Genomic DNA, 15,350 nt, shown 5'->3' on the forward strand with positions numbered 1-15,350 from the left:
GAAGACTATGAAACTGGAACTCGCCTTCAAACCCACTCCTATTCAATTTTTAAAGAAGACATCAAAAGAATACGGATTTGAGATATACGTCAAAAGAGACGACCTCACCGAGCTCGTTGGATCTGGAAACAAAATAAGAAAACTGGAGTATCTTATGGGAGATGCCATGAAAAAAGGCGCCACCATAGTTTTTACTTGTGGTGGGCTCCAATCTAACCATGCAAGGGCAACAGCTTACGTTGCGCGGAAACTTGGTCTTAAAGCTGTGTTGTTTCTCAGAAAAGGTGAAAAGAATTTAAACGGCAATCTTCTTTTGGATTTCCTTCTTGGTGCAGAATTTGTAGAAGTTTCGGAAGAAGAATACGAGGATATAGAACGTATATTTTTGATTCACAAGAGAGAAAGAGAGAAGAAAGGTGAGAAAGTATACGTGATTCCTGAAGGGGGTTCTAACGCACTTGGTGCTCTTGGATATTTTGGGATGGTAATGGAACTTGAGAAGCAAATCGACATAGAATCTCTAGATGCCGTGGTTTGTGCGGTTGGCAGCGGAGGAACAATCGCTGGAATTTCAGCTGGTCTCACTTTTTTAGGATACAATGTTCCAGTAATTGGAGTGAATGTAACCACGAAAAACGCAAGTTATTTCGCTGAAAAGGTGAGCAAGATACTCGCGGACATGGAAGATTTGGATTTGAAAACGAAGAGTTCCTCTTTCGAGATTTTGGATTCTTACAGAGGCCCAGGTTACGCTATTCCTGCTGAAGAGGATGTACAGATCATAAAAGAAATGGCCTCTAAGGAAGCGATACTTCTTGATCCGGTGTACACCGCAAAGGCGTTCAGAGGTATGCTGGATATGTTCAAATTTTCCGGTAAGAGAGTTTTGTTCGTACACACTGGTGGGCTCTTTGGCATATTTGCTCAAAGCAGGAGGTTCGAACAGTGTTTCACTACGCAGTAATCTTGAACGCGATGGGAGTGCTGCTTGGTGCATTCATAGGTTTTGTTTTCAAAAGAAAGATTCCTCAGAGATTTCACGAGATCTTGTTCACGGTGATTGGCCTTACCACACTGGGAATAGGTATCAGGATGGTGACTCAAGGGAACGATTTCCTGCTGATATTGCTTTCTCTTGTAGTTGGTGGAGTACTCGGTGAATTTTTGAAAATAGAGGATAGGATAGAAAGTGTTGGCAGAAAGTTCAGAGATTCACAAGGATTCGCTGAGAGTTTTCTTACATCTTCTCTTTTGTTCCTCGTTGGACCTATGACCATCGTGGGGTCTTTGAATATAGGACTCACTGGAAACGCAGAATTGATACTCATAAAAACTGCACTCGATACCGTGTCTGCGACCGTACTCACGGCGACTCTCGGAACGGGTGTATTTCTTTCCTCGCTTTCTGTTTTTTTTGTTCAAGGATTGCTCGTTCTTTTTGCAAAAGAGCTCACTTTTCTCATGGATGAGATGTTTATCGCAGATTTCGTTGGAACCGGCGGGGTAATGATTCTAGGTCTTGCTATAAGGATTCTAAAACTCAGAGAAATCAAGGTTGGAAATTTGTTGCCCTCTCTTGTGTTGATACCACTTTTTGACTGGATAAAAAACCTTTTCTGAATTTCGTAAGAAAGGTGGTATAATTTTCTATGAATAATTGTGAAATTTTTGACAAAGGGGGAGGACGCATGCGGGACGTAATCGTTGAAATCGTTCGAAAAGCTCGTGAATCGGCGGAAGAGAGGGATATATTGATAAATACTCTACATGAGATACAGAAACGTTTCAAAAATTTTATTCCGCCTGAAGCAGCTGAAATTCTTTCAGAAGAACTCAATGTTCCTCTTTCTAAGATCTACGAGGTTCTCACCTTTTACACCATGTTTTCAACAAAACCAAAAGGTAGATACGTGATAAGAGTTTGTGAAAGTTTACCTTGTCACGTAGAAGGTGGTAGAGAAGTTGTCAAAGCACTTAAAGAGACGTTGAAAATAGACTTTGGCCAGACTACCTCCGATGGTATGTTCACACTTGAGATGACAAGTTGTTTGGGGTTGTGTGGTGTAGCTCCTGTCATTATGGTAAATGACGAGTATTACGGAAACATGACTCCAGAAAAGGTGAAGGAGCTCGTTGATAAATTGAGAGGTGATGTGAAATGAAGCCAATCACTGTGTTGGTGTCAGTAGATTCCAACAGTGTACTTCTGGGAGCCCGTCATTTTCTCAACTATCTCAGAGATCTTGTGAAGGAGTACAATCTGTCAGATACTGTCGATGTTCTTGAAACAGGAAGCATGGGGACTTATCCTGAAGGTGTTATTATCTCCATCCTTCCAGATGGCGTCTTTTACGTTGTGAAAAGTGAGGCTGATGTGAAAAAAGTGTTTGAAGAGCATGTGTTAAAAGGAAGAAGAGTACTCGAACTCGAGGTTCCAGGGTATAAAATAAAAAGATCTGTGGAAGTGGAAAAGGTAGCCCAGGAAACCCGTATTGTCCTGAAAAATGTGGGAGAGATAGATCCTACACGTATAGAAGAATACATTGCTAGAGATGGATACTTTGCGTTGGCTAAAGCTCTTCAAATGAAACCAGAGGAAGTGATTGAAGAAATAAAACGAAGTGGGCTCAGAGGAAGAGGTGGTGCTGGCTTCCCAACAGGTTTGAAATGGGAATTCACTTACAAGGCTTCTGCCGATCAAAAATACGTGTTGTGCAACGCCGATGAGGGAGAACCGGGTACTTTCAAAGATAGACTCATCATGGAAGGAGATCCTCACTCTCTAATAGAAGGTATGATCATAGCGGGTTACGCCGTCGGTGCTACAAAGGGATACATTTATATAAGAGGGGAGTATTACAGTTCTATCGAGATTTTAAGAAAGGCAATAGATCAAGCTTACGAATACGGTTTCTTGGGGAATAATATCCTCGGAAGTGGTTTCAATTTCGACCTGAAAATCAGACTTGGAGCAGGTGCTTATGTGGCAGGGGAGGAAACAGCTCTCATAGAATCCATAGAAGGTAAACCTGCACGTCCAAGACTCAAACCACCTTATCCACCAACTTTTGGTCTGTTTGGGAAACCCACCGTTGTGAACAACGTTGAAACTTTTGTAAATGTTCCAAGAATTCTATTGAACGGGGCCGATTGGTTCAGACAGTTTGGAACCGAGTCTTCTCCAGGAACGAAAGTGTTTTCTCTCGTCGGAAACGTTGTAAGAAAGGGAATTGTGGAAGTTCCCATGGGTGTTACCGTAAGAGATTTGGTTTTTAAATTTGGTGGAGGAGTAGAAGGCGGAAAGAAATTGAAAATAGTACAAACAGGAGGCAGTGCTGGGACGTTTATAGGCTCTGACAAACTTGATGTACCCTTAGATTTCGATTCGTATATGAAGAACGGCGTTTCTCTCGGTTCCGGAGTGATACTGGTTGCAGATGAGACTCATTGTGCGGTAGATCTTGCTCTGACAGTTATGAGGTTTTTCGAACACGAATCGTGTGGAAAATGTACTCCTTGTCGGGAGGGTACTCGAATGGCTGTTCAAATATTGGAAAGAATAAGCAGAGGAGAGGGCAGAAAAGGTGATTTGGATCTTCTGAGAGAAATAGCGCGGAATGCAGGAGAGACTTCGTTCTGCGGGTTGGGTCAGAGTATACCTGTTCCGCTGCTTTCTATAGTCAACAACTTCGAAGATGAATTCAAAGCACATATCGGTGCTGATAAATGTCCGGTGGGAGTATGTGAGTTCAAGAAGAAAACTGTGAAAAGAAAACTTGGTGTTAAAAAATGGTAAGAGAGGGCGCCAAAAAGGCGCCCATCTCTTTGATAAAATAGTACCAGGGGTGCAATTAGTGGAATTTACCATCGTAATAATGATAGGATATTTGACGAAAGGATTCTTTGAAGCAGACACCGGCAGGATTTTATCAAAGCTCGTTGTGAATTTCACTTTACCTGCGGCCATTTTTTACAGTTTAACCACCTCACATTTTCATTTCTCTAAATTTGCCTTTACTGTAGCTGGCTTACTGAGTAACGCTGTACTGATATCCTTTGGCTTTTTGCTCTTTTCCAAATTGAAAGATCCTAGGATAAGAATCCCCATCCTTCTTTCATTTGTGGGTTTCAACACGGGTCTTTTTATGTACCCTCTCGCAGAAAGTTTATGGGGGCCTGAATCTGTTGTCAATTACGCTCTTTTTGATCTAGGGAATTCTTTTTTCATATTTGGAGTGGGGAAAGCAATAGCAGAAAGAACGGGTTTCAAGGGAATTTTAAAAGTTTTCAAATTTCCTCCTTTTGTGGTCTTGTTATTAAGCTTGTTGCTTAACCTTCTGAACGTTACTCTACCAATGATGATGCTCAACTTTGCTGAAATGGTAAAAAACGCCAATGCCTTTTTGGTTTTTTTCTTGGTTGGTTACTATTTGAACTTTAAATCTGTTTTCGAGAAATTTTCTTTGATTGCGATTGCGGAAGCTACAAAATATGTTCTAGCCTTTTTTATATCTATTACTGTTGTGAAACTGTTTTCCCTTTCTTCTTTTGAAGAAATGAATCTCTTCTTAGCACCGCTTCTTCCTTCTGCCATCATGACACTCGTCTACTCTATCGAAAAGGGTTACGACGCTGAATTGGCGAGTGGGCTCATCACTTTTTCAACGGTTGTCTCAACTGCTATCATTTTGACAACAGATCATCTTTGGAGGTGACGTGTCATGTGGTTGATTCTCAGCGATACTCATGATAACATGCAGGTTTTAAAAAGAGTTGGAGAGTTAGTGGTTGAGAAGAAGATTGAGAAAATTTTCCATTGTGGTGATTTTGTCGCACCGTTCGTGTTGGGTAATCTGTTGAAAGATGGAGTGGATTTTTATGGTGTTTTTGGAAACAACGACGGGGAAATTCTGTTGTTGAACAAAAGATCCAACGATCGCATAAAAAAACCACCATTTTCTTTGGAAGTTTCGGGGCTGAAGATCGTGATGATGCATGAACCCGTTCTAGTTGACACGATTGCTCGCTCTCAAGAGTTCGATCTTGTGATGTATGGTCATACACACGAAGTAGATGTAAAAAAAGTGGGAAAGACTCTGATAATCAACCCCGGCGAGGCATGTGGTTATCTTTCCGGCAGGAGCACAGTCTACCTCTTTGATCCTGAAACTCGCGAAGGCGAACTCTTGGAGATCTGATACGATTCTATGAATTTCTTCGAAAAGTACACGATATCCCCAGCACCAACAAAAAGAAAGACAGTATTGTCTTTTATGGGGATAGTTTTTTCTAAATTCGAGAGATCCTCAATAAATGTTGTTTCTTTCCCCAAAGATTTCAATGACTCCCATACGATTTTACCAGAAATGCCGTTCTTTCTCTCTTCGAAGGCATCGTACACTTCTGTTACGATGATCTCGTCTGCCAACTGAAGGGCTTTTGCAAAATTGCCGTCTTCTCTTTCGAGACGGGAGTAACGGTGAGGTTGGAAAACAACCACAATTCTTTCATTTTCAAAAATTTCTTTTGCCGTTCTCAGCAGGTTCTTTATCTCCTCTGGGGTGTGGGCATAATCGTCTATAACGTACACATTTTTCTCAGGATCATGGAAAGATATTGAGAACCTTCTGTACACTCCTGGGAATTTTTCCAACGCTTCTTGTACTTTGCTCAGATCGTATCCAAGAGTATCAAAAAGTGCCACAACCGCCAAAGCATTCAAAATGTTGTGGAAACCTGGCACCTTGAGTTTCAACTCGAGGAACCTTTTCCCTTTCTTTTCAACGATTGCTCGTTGTTCGGAACGAGAAGCGCTTCTCATCTCCAAAGTGTACATTCCTTTTCTAACACCGAATGTTACATTCCCCAAATGAGAAGTGAGTTCGTCTTCTGCAAAGGTGATTACCAATTCTGATTGACTACTTATTTTCTCGAATGCCTTTTTGTATCTCAAAATGGAATGCCCATAGTTCTCAAGGTGATCTCCTCTTGCATTGGTTATGATTAAATAGCTCGGAGAAAACTTTGAAAAAGTTTCCTCACTCTCATCGAGTTCGTACACCACAGGACCGTTACCCCGTTGGTAATTTCCGTGTTCCAAGGTGTTCATTAAGCCTCCAAGAAAAACGGTGGGAGACTCATTCAGATAGTCCAAAACATACGCGATCATAGCGGTTGTCGTAGTTTTTCCATCGGTCCCTGTGACTGCGAATTCTTTTTTATTTTCGCGTTCAAGAATCAATTTAAAATAAGAAAGTCTGTTTTCAACAGGTACTTTTTCTTTCTTGGCACGAACTATCTCTGGATTGTCTTCTCGGACAGCGGGGGTTTTTATCACAACGTCTGGGTCGAACCAGTTCTCATCGGAATGTGGTATAAAGATAGGAATTCCTAACTTTTTTAGATAAGTAGTTCTTTCTGTTTCTTCTATGTTAGAACCATAAATTTTTTCTCCTCTTAAGAACTCATGCAAAGCAAGCGCACTCATACCAATTCCACCAATACCAACAAAATGAAGCTTCACCGTATCTCCCCCAATATTTCTTTCGATATGATTAAAGCAGGATTTTCTTTCATCTTCTTTATTTTACCTTTTTTTATGACTTTATCAATAGCCTCAACTATTTTCTGAGCATTCACTTCCTTCTCTCTTATAACAACAGCGTATCCCAATCTTTCTGCTTCGAGGGCATTTTCGAGCTGGTGAGATTCTGCTGAATCTTCCCAAGGTATGAGAATACCTGGAACGCCGTAGTACAGCATTTCTCCTATGGTGCTTGCTCCCGCTCTAGATATGGACATAGCAGCTCTTTTCCAAAACGCCGACATGTTTTCTATGTAGCTGTACGCAGCAACATTCGAAAATTTAGAAAGTTTTTTAGACCATTCTTCAGATCCTGTTGAGTGTACGAAAAACATGTGGGGAAGCTTGCGATAAACTTCTTCCATTAGTTGGTTTATTTTATCACTTCCCAGGCTCCCTCCGAGGACGAGAATGAAATCTTTCAAAGGAACTGCTTCGTTGTTGTCTGGTTCTCGTACAGGACAGCCCGTGACTAGGGTTTTATTCTTCCATTCTCCTAATAGACTTCGAGTTTTTTCGAAGGAAACAAAGATCTTCCTTGCGTATTTGGCGACTGTCTTTACTGCAAGACCAGGAACAACGTTCTGCTCGTGTACGTATATTGAGGTTTTCATGCTCTTTGCAGCGAGGCCCACAACACCAGAGATGTATCCTCCCGTAAGTATCACTACATCAGGTTTGAACTCCTTCAATTTTTTTCTGACTTTCAGTATCGCATCCATCAACTTTGCAGTTCTCCAGATGTTCTTTGGATGATAAAGAGGTCTTAAAAGACCCCGAATGTTGAGTGATATCGTTTCGTATTCTGGATGTTCTTTTTTTACAACTCTTTCATCTATTTTTCCTTTTACCGCGAAGAACAAGATTTTTGTTTCCACCATTCTTGAGAGCGTTTCGAGAATGGCGAGTAGAGGATAGAGGTGTCCACCGGTCCCCCCACCTGCGGCAGCGATTCGAATCATTCCCTTCCACTCTCCAGTATCATATTTCCAACTATTCCAAACCCTATCATGGTAGAAAGAAGGGAACTTCCTCCATAACTTACTAACGGCAGTGTAACTCCAGTTACTGGGAGTATCCCTGAGATTACTCCGACGTTTACCATCACTTGCAACATGATAAAAATCGCGAAACCTGCTATGAAGGTTTTGACGGCCGGAATGGGTTGCATTTTTGAGACGACCTTTACAAGGCTGTGTACCAAACCATAAAATGAAAAGAGGACCACTCCCAAACCGATAAAACCGAGCTCTTCTCCAACAATTGCTAGAACAAAATCACTGGTCACGACCGGTACGAAAAGCTTCTCTTCACCCAACATCAACCCTTTCCCTGCGATACCACCGCTTCTTACTGCGTCTACTGCCTTCATTACCTGCTCCGAAACGTTTCCTTTCAGGTAAGAGACAAGTCTCTCGATCTGATAGCCCTTCAGTATTTTGTCTAAAGAACCCGATTCGTACGCATAAGTGAAGAAAATCAAGATAATCATGAACAGACTTAGAACATATACTCCCCTTGTTTCGGCAACGTACAATGTGAGGATTACGAGAAGAAAGATTAAAACGAAGGTACTGAAATCTGGTTCCAAGAGAATAAGAATAAGAAATGGTGAAATGAGAAGTATCGGTTTCAAGAATCCTCTGAAAAATCGTTTCATAAAAAGTTGGTTTTTTTCAACGTACCATGACAAGAACAGTATCACATATATTTTGACGACCTCGGAAGGTTGGAAAGAGAAAACTCCAAGATCTATCCATCTGTGAGCACCTGTTTCCGTTTCCGGAAAGAAGAAGACAGCGATCAAAAGCGCTATGGATAGAATGTATCCTCCCGCTATTATATGTTTCGAAAAAAGAAGCCTATAATCTGTGTAAAGGAACACGATGAAGAAAACGATAGCAAACATCAACTTTATGAGGTGATTGAGGACAACTGAAGAGTTGTTAGAAGGTTTTATGTAATCCTGTACCACCTCGAAACTACTGAGAGCCATAAAACCAACGCACAGCAGGATGATAACGAAAAAAGCGAGAGATTTTTCGTTCAAAATCCATCCTCCCTTTCTTTCCACTTTTTGAAAATCTCTCTGAAATGTTCTCCTCTTTTTGCGTAATTCTCGTACATATCGAAACTTGCACCACCTGGACTGAAGAGAATCACATCACCTTCCTTGGAAACATTCAATGCCATTTCGAAGGCTTCTTCTAAATCTTTCACCACGCTATGTGGAACATTTTCCAAAAATGGTTCGAGATCTTTCGAAATATCTCCAAACGTTATCAAGTATTTCAATTTGTTCTTTACTTTTTCCATGAAAAGAGAATAGTTCTCCTTCTTCCCAATACCGCACATTATCAAGACAACCTCGTTGAAATTGGAAAGAGCTCCCAAAACAGCATGAGTGGACGTTGCCTTCGAATCGTTGTAGAAATGCCTTCCCTTCAACTTTCCGAGATATTCCATCCTGTGGGGTAGAGGTCGAAAATCCTTGAGAGATTCCAAAAACGAATCTATTTCATCGAACATTTCCTTGTACAAAACAGCAGTTGCGAGAATGTTTTCTCTCATTTGATGTGGATAGTTTTCAGGGACAGAATGGATCTCTCCTTGAATGACGATCTCTTTTTCGGTTATGAAATTCTCTTGTGTCCAGAATGGAATTTTCTTTGATTTCACACGTGAAAGATCTTCAAGAGATTCGATTTGTTTGTTGTAAACGAATAGATCCTCACTTTCTTGAAAAAACGCTGGTTTCAGTTTTGAGGAAAGATACTCCTTGAAGGATGAATGCCAGTCTAAATGATCCTCAGACACGTTCAAAAGAAGAAATTTGGAAACTCGTGGATTTTCGGACCAAAAGAGTTGAAAACTACTCATCTCCAAAACATAGTAATCGTAGTCCTCTTCTAAAGCTTCCACAGCTGGTATTCCAAAGTTGCCTCCGAGAAATACTTTCAAACCACGCTTCGAAAGGGCATGGTGTGTTAAGGCAACTGAGGTGCTTTTTCCGTTCGTTCCCGTAATTCCTATCACTTTTTTTTGATCTACACTGCTTAGAAAAAACTGTAACTCTGTTGATATCTTTACTCCCCTAGAGTGTAAATCTCTCACAATGTCAACTACTGGCTTTACGCCAGGGCTGATATAGACAATATCGCACTCGAGCAGTTTTTCGGTATGCCCTCCATCTTCGAACTCGACGCCGCGCCTCCTGAGATACTCTTTCGTTTCGTTATCGAGCTCTTTTGCCTCGCTTACAAAAAAACTATTGTTTCTTTTCTTCAACATATACTCTAACAAGGCTCTGTTACTCTTTCCGAATCCCAGGAATCCAATCTTCATCTTATCACCCCGAAAATCTCCAAAGCTATCAAAGAGAATATTAGATTGAAAGCAGTAAAAACAGAAACGATTTTTTCTTCTTTCCACCCCAAGATCTCAAAATGATGGTGAAGAGGAGACATTTTGAACACTCTTCTTTTGAATATCTTGTACGATCCAACTTGGAGGATAACGCTCAGAGTTTCAACGACCGGAATAGAGAAGAAAAGAAGAAGATAGAATTCTGTTTTTGTGAGAACAGAAATAAGTCCTACAATTCCTCCGAGAGTGATAGAACCCGTATCACCCATGAAAATCCTAGCAGGTTTGGAATTGAAAACGAGAAATGCAAGAACACCAGCACAGAGAGTGATCAGAATATCCTCAGAGTATCCTCTTTCTTTGAGAAAAAACCAGTATGGAACACTTCCGCTGACAAAGATCCATCCTGCGAGCCCATCCAGTCCATCTGTCAAATTCATTGCATTCGAGCTTCCTACGATCACTATCAAAGCTAGAAGATAATACCAAGCACCCAACTCAACTTCTATACCGAATAGATCAATCTTTGTTTCAGGATTCACTAGATAGATCAAAAGGGAGGCAACGAGAATCTGAAGAAGCGCTTTCTGTAAAGCTTTCAAACCTGTGGAATTTCTTTTTACAACGCTGAGGATATCGTCCAGAAAACCTATAAAGAAGAAACACATCATTCCAAATAGATTTATCCAACTGTTTTTAGTTAATAAACCGCTCAGAAAAGCGACCAAAACAAAGAGTATTCCACCCATAGTGGGGGTCCCTTCTTTATATCCATGAAGATCTGGTCCTTCTTTTCTTATGTGCTGTCCTATCTTTCTTCTTTCGAGCAGTTTTATCAGAAGAGGATATAGAAGGAGATTCATCAGAAAGATTGCTGCTATCATAAATTCCCCAGCTCCCTTTCAAAGGAGCTCAACACTTTCTCGATTCCCACAGCTCTGGATGCCTTAAAAAGTACCACATCTCCCTTTTTCACTCTGGTAACAAGATCACTGGCTATCTCATCTGGATTCTCCGTTTCAAGGATTTTCTTTTTCGTCTTTATCCACTTTGCTTCAGGTTCTGTGAGGAACACGTAAACGCCGTTCAAATGATCCAACAACTTTCCGAGTTCTTCGTGTAGTTCTTTTGACTTTTCTCCTAATTCTTTCATTGAACCTACAACCGCAAATTTGTTTCCTGAAAATTTTAGAAGAGATTCTATTGCTATTTGGAAGGATTCAAGACTCGCGTTGTAGGTATCATCAATAATCCATATACCTTGTATTTCTCTTACATTGAATCTTCCCGTCACGGGTTTCAGGGTTGTAAGATCCAATATACTCACATCATCGTTCAGCAGTTCTAATACGCAAAGAGAGGCTGCCAAATTGAGTAGTTGACCTCTGTTCCAATATCCAGGTAGTTTTATTGTAAACAGAGAATCAAAAGCTTCGTACTCCGCAATCGTTGATTTTTCGTGATACCACCAATCTTTCAGAATGACATCACCACCGTTGGTACCAAAGAATAAAGCTTTTCTATAAGAAGACACTCTTTCCTTCAATTCGTGATCGTCGAACAGAGTAACAGCGACAGCATCTTCCTTTGAGTACCTTACTATTTCAAGTTTTGTTTCCATGATGTTTTCTCTATTTCCAAAGAATTCTAAATGGGCACTTCCTACGTTTAAAAGAACGGGAACATCAGGGGGTGCTATTTTACAAAGATGAGCGATATCACCTTTTTTGTTTGCGGCCATCTCCAATATCAAAACTTCTTCCCCATTGTACTCGTTCAAAATGGCCAAGGGTACTCCATATTCTGTGTTCATGTTTCCTGGTGTTTTGAATACTTTTCTCTTCTCTTTCAAAAGATGAAAAAGAAATTCCTTGGTCGTTGTTTTACCGTTGGAACCAGTTATTCCCACTATTGTTTTGTTGGGATATTGATCTAGTTTCTCTTGAGCGAGTTCTGCCAGAGTTTCAACAACATTATCTACGAGTATGACTCTGTCGGATCGGATTGGCTTTTCTGAGATCACCGCATAGGCCCCATTTTCGATGGCTTCGCTTATGAAATCGTGACCATCGAATTTTTTACCTTTCACAGCAACAAAGACATCTCCTTCTTTCACTTCTTTGGAATTCAGGACAAATCTTTTTCCTATCAATTCCTTCATTGAGCGTATTTCCTCCCCTTCAGTTTTCCTTTCACAATTTCTTCGATTACTTCTTTGTCTTTGAACGGAATCTTTTTATCATCGCTTATTATCTGGTACCTTTCATGACCCCGTCCTGCCACGATCACACAATCTCCTCTGTTGGCTATGGTGAGAGCTGTTTCTATTGCTTCTCTTCTGTCGAACAATACCAAATAAGGTTTGTGCTTATCAATTCCTCTTATCAGGTCCTCCATTATTTGTTCTGGATCTTCTCCTCTTGGATCGTCTGTTGTGAGGATCACCACGTCAGCGAGTTTAGAGGCTATCTTGGACATCATAGGACGTTTTCCTCTATCACTGTTGCCGCCCGCACCAAAGACTAGAATAATCCTCCCGTGAGAAATCTTTCTAGCGTTTTTGAGGAGTTTTTCCAACGCATCTGGAGAGTGTGCAAAATCTACTATAACGTTGATTCCTATCTTTTTGCCCACTTTGACTACTTCGAATCTTCCCTCAACACCTGTGAAACTTTCGAGAGTTTCAACAAGATCTTTCGCATCAAATCCTAACTGATGAAGAGCAGCTATAGCTGCGGCGGCATTGTAAGCATTGAAGTCCCCTATAGCTCTTGTGAAACCTTTCAAAAGTCCATCCGGTGTCTCTAAAATGAAAGAAGTTCCTTCCCAGTTCACTTCAATATTTCCGATTCTGTAATCGCAGTTTCTCGAAGTTCCAAATACCACTTTTCTCACTTTCTTTTGAAAAGCCTCGGAAACAGACTCGTGTAGAACAGCAAATCCATCTTCTTTGAGAAGATCGAACAAGTGAAGTTTAGCTTTGAGATAGTTCTCAAACGTTCCATGATAATCTAAGTGGTCTCGTGAAATGTTTGTAAAAATTCCCACATCGAATTTTACGCCTTCAACTCTTTTTTGATCGAGGGCATGAGAAGAAACCTCTAAAGCGAAAAATTCTCCTCCTTTATCTTTGCTTTCTTTCATGGCTGAAAGGATACTTATGGCATCAGGGGTGGTCATGTCATCGTAGTATGTCTTGCCGAGGATGTTCTTTACAGCTGTAGTAAGGACACTGCCTTTTACTCCCAGGGAAGAGAGCATGTGGTATATCATAAGTGTTGTAGTGGTTTTTCCGTTGGTCCCTGTGACACCCAAGGTTAGTGTTTCTTTCCAAGGATCTCCAAAGAAAAGACTTGCTAGCTTTGCTTCGAAGTATTTTGAGTCGTAAACTAAAATGTAAGGTATATTCACATCGATTTCGCGTTCGATAGCAACAGCAATCGCGCCTTTTTCTATCACTTCAGGTATTATCTCGTGAGAATCGAATTTTTCACCTTTTCTACAGATGAACAGATCTCCTTTTTTGACTTTGGAAGTGTGATTGGAAATACCCGATATCTCCAAGTTCAAGGGAGAGTTTACTTTCAGAATAAGATCTTTTAAACTCGAGGCGATCGTTGCTATGGTCATATTTGAACCACCCCTGAAGGAATTCTAACACTTTATTTAAGTCTTTTCCATAGAGGAGGTGAGGCATATGGTGTTAACTTATCACTTGGAAAAATGGGAAGATAGAGAAATCGTGAAGGTAGAACTGATGGAGGAAGACACCAAAGGGATATCTTCGATTGTCCCAGAAAGATCGTTGGGAGAAAATTACAAGATTTTTGTGGCAGTATTGGAAGAATACGAGGGCATATTGAAAAAAGCAAGATCATCACAGATATTTGGTTTGTTTGAAAAGCTCGAGGAATACTTTCCAGAGCACCCAAAGGTTCTCTTTGCTCTTTCGTGTTCTATGCTGGAACTCTTCTCTAAACGTTACAAAGTGGATTTTAAAGAAATGCTGGATGTACCAGGGCGTAAGGTCGAAAGGATGGAAGCGCCTTCCTTCAGAAATTCGTTGATCTATCCAGAAATGGTGGGACACGTATTCAGAGTGGCAGGATTTCTTTCTGCAATGAGAAGTGTGGGTGAGGATGTGTATCTTGTTGTGAGAAATTATCCAGACGCCACTACCAACACTGTAATCGGCATTTTGAAAAAATTTTCAAATGGTTTTATAGAAGGTCAATGGGGGTGATAGAATCATTGTGAGGACGAGAGGGGTGAAAAAACGTGAGGGTATTAGGTTTGATACTTGCCGGCGGAAAGAGTGATAAACTTTGGCCTTTAACAAAAGTGAGAGCTAGCGCTGCTGTTCCTGTGTTCGGCAAATATCGCGCCATAGATTTCACGTTGAGCAACATGGTGAACTCAGGTATCAAGAAAGTTGGTATTCTAACTCAATACAATCCTAGGAGCTTGATGGATCACCTAGGATCGGGTAAGGAGTGGGATCTGGACCGAAAGAGTGGAGGGCTTTTCATTCTTCAACCGTATGTGGGTCCCAATAAAGAAGTGTGGTATAGAGGAACAGCCGACGCCATTTTTCAAAACATGACCATTTTGAGAAGGGGTGAAGAAGATCACGTTCTCATAGGTTCTGGTGATCATATATACAAAATGATCTACCGAGATATGTTCAATTATCATCTTAGGAAGAATGCAGATGTTACATTACTTGTTAAAGAACTCGATGAAACATACAATTTAAGAGAGTATGGTATCGTTCAGATTGATCAAGACATGAGAGTAATTGAAATAGAAGAGAAGCCCTCACATCCAAAAGGGAATGTGGCGTTTCTGGGTGTTTATTTTATGAACAAAGAGTTACTCAAAGAATTGCTCTATGCAACTGTGCCACAGGGGAAATACGATCTTTTGCTGGACGTAATCATTCCCAATCTAGATAGGCTGAAGGTGTTTGCATATAGATTCGATGGATACTGGCGTAACGTGAAGAAAGGGATTCATGAGTATTACAGAATAAATATGGATATCTTAAAAAAGGATATTCGTGATGAACTTTTCTATAGAAACGGTAAAGTTTATACGAAACTGAAGGATCTACCTCCTCCAAAATTTACATCGACCACGACTGTCGAGAATTCGTTGATCGCCGATGGAAGTATCATTTCTGGCACTGTGAAAAATTCAGTGATCTTTAGGAACGTCAGAATAAAAGTGGGAGCGGTGGTTGAAAATTCGATCATTATGGAAAATACAGTTGTAGAAGAAGGGGCTGTTTTGAGAAATGTTATTGTTGACAAGAATTGCATCATTCGAGAGGGTAGGATCATCGAAGGTGATAGACAAATTCCCGTTTTCGAAAAAAGAGCTGTTTTGTGAGGTGATGTTC

The 15,350-nt window shown here is 40.7% G+C and carries 15 protein-coding genes; 8 read left to right on the top strand and 7 right to left on the bottom strand.

Translation table 11 applies throughout. From position 1 onward, the window contains the following. The first annotated feature begins 7 nt into the window (after positions 1 to 7). The 6 genes from AS005_RS04315 (at position 8) to AS005_RS04340 (ending at position 5,198) form a co-directional block, all read left to right on the top strand. The gene (locus AS005_RS04315) at positions 8 to 964 is read left to right on the top strand and encodes a D-cysteine desulfhydrase family protein (RefSeq protein ID WP_101510486.1); all 957 of its coding nucleotides are present in this window, start codon (positions 8 to 10) and stop codon (positions 962 to 964) included. After that, on the top strand, positions 946 to 1,620 hold the full coding sequence (locus tag AS005_RS04320; protein ID WP_101510487.1) for a DUF554 domain-containing protein: 675 nt from the start codon (positions 946 to 948) through the stop codon (positions 1,618 to 1,620). Before AS005_RS04315 ends, AS005_RS04320 begins: the two co-directional genes overlap by 19 nt. Positions 1,621 to 1,688: 68 nt before the next feature. Continuing rightward, entirely contained in the window at positions 1,689 to 2,162 is a 474-nt protein-coding gene (nuoE, locus tag AS005_RS04325) for an NADH-quinone oxidoreductase subunit NuoE (RefSeq protein ID WP_101510488.1), read from the top strand. Then, positions 2,159 to 3,796: an NADH-quinone oxidoreductase subunit NuoF gene (gene nuoF, locus AS005_RS04330; RefSeq protein ID WP_101510489.1), complete on the top strand. Its 1,638-nt coding sequence runs from the start codon at positions 2,159 to 2,161 to the stop codon at positions 3,794 to 3,796. The genes nuoE and nuoF overlap by 4 nt, the downstream gene beginning before the upstream one ends. Positions 3,797 to 3,854: 58 nt before the next feature. Then, positions 3,855 to 4,715 (top strand): AEC family transporter, encoded by an 861-nt coding sequence (locus AS005_RS04335; RefSeq protein WP_101510490.1) that lies wholly within the window; start codon positions 3,855 to 3,857, stop codon positions 4,713 to 4,715. Positions 4,716 to 4,721: 6 nt separating this feature from the next. Next, positions 4,722 to 5,198, top strand: coding sequence for a metallophosphoesterase (locus AS005_RS04340; RefSeq protein ID WP_101510491.1), 477 nt, complete (start codon positions 4,722 to 4,724; stop codon positions 5,196 to 5,198). Here the strand turns inward: AS005_RS04340 and murC are convergent. The 7 genes from murC to AS005_RS04375 are packed head-to-tail and all read right to left on the bottom strand — an operon-like array spanning position 5,150 to position 13,579. After that, positions 5,150 to 6,523, bottom strand: a complete 1,374-nt coding sequence (gene murC / locus AS005_RS04345; protein WP_101510492.1) for a UDP-N-acetylmuramate--L-alanine ligase — start codon at positions 6,521 to 6,523, stop codon at positions 5,150 to 5,152. The genes AS005_RS04340 and murC overlap by 49 nt on opposite strands. Continuing rightward, a complete protein-coding gene (gene murG / locus AS005_RS04350) occupies positions 6,520 to 7,545 on the bottom strand; it encodes an undecaprenyldiphospho-muramoylpentapeptide beta-N-acetylglucosaminyltransferase (RefSeq protein WP_101510493.1) in 1,026 nt (341 codons plus the stop codon). Before murG ends, murC begins: the two co-directional genes overlap by 4 nt. Continuing rightward, on the bottom strand, positions 7,542 to 8,633 hold the full coding sequence (locus AS005_RS04355) for an FtsW/RodA/SpoVE family cell cycle protein (protein ID WP_101510494.1): 1,092 nt from the start codon (positions 8,631 to 8,633) through the stop codon (positions 7,542 to 7,544). Before AS005_RS04355 ends, murG begins: the two co-directional genes overlap by 4 nt. Further along, positions 8,630 to 9,928: a UDP-N-acetylmuramoyl-L-alanine--D-glutamate ligase gene (gene murD, locus AS005_RS04360; RefSeq protein ID WP_101510495.1), complete on the bottom strand. Its 1,299-nt coding sequence runs from the start codon at positions 9,926 to 9,928 to the stop codon at positions 8,630 to 8,632. Before murD ends, AS005_RS04355 begins: the two co-directional genes overlap by 4 nt. Continuing rightward, positions 9,925 to 10,833, bottom strand: coding sequence for a phospho-N-acetylmuramoyl-pentapeptide-transferase (gene mraY, locus AS005_RS04365; protein WP_101510496.1), 909 nt, complete (start codon positions 10,831 to 10,833; stop codon positions 9,925 to 9,927). The genes murD and mraY overlap by 4 nt, the downstream gene beginning before the upstream one ends. Next, entirely contained in the window at positions 10,830 to 12,110 is a 1,281-nt protein-coding gene (murF, locus tag AS005_RS04370; protein ID WP_101510497.1) for a UDP-N-acetylmuramoyl-tripeptide--D-alanyl-D-alanine ligase, read from the bottom strand. The genes mraY and murF overlap by 4 nt, the downstream gene beginning before the upstream one ends. Beyond that, complete coding sequence (locus AS005_RS04375; RefSeq protein ID WP_101510498.1) at positions 12,107 to 13,579, bottom strand: UDP-N-acetylmuramoyl-L-alanyl-D-glutamate--2,6-diaminopimelate ligase; 1,473 nt, start codon at positions 13,577 to 13,579, stop codon at positions 12,107 to 12,109. The genes murF and AS005_RS04375 overlap by 4 nt, the downstream gene beginning before the upstream one ends. Positions 13,580 to 13,646: 67 nt before the next feature. Between AS005_RS04375 and AS005_RS04380 the strand changes: the two genes are divergently transcribed. After that, positions 13,647 to 14,192 (top strand): hypothetical protein, encoded by a 546-nt coding sequence (locus AS005_RS04380; RefSeq protein WP_101510499.1) that lies wholly within the window; start codon positions 13,647 to 13,649, stop codon positions 14,190 to 14,192. Between the two features lie 35 nt (positions 14,193 to 14,227). Continuing rightward, a complete protein-coding gene (gene glgD / locus AS005_RS04385; protein ID WP_101510500.1) occupies positions 14,228 to 15,340 on the top strand; it encodes a glucose-1-phosphate adenylyltransferase subunit GlgD in 1,113 nt (370 codons plus the stop codon). Positions 15,341 to 15,350: the final 10 nt, after the last annotated feature.

Origin of the sequence: Thermotoga sp. KOL6 (assembly GCF_002866025.1) — a bacterium.
GTDB lineage: Bacteria > Thermotogota > Thermotogae > Thermotogales > Thermotogaceae > Thermotoga.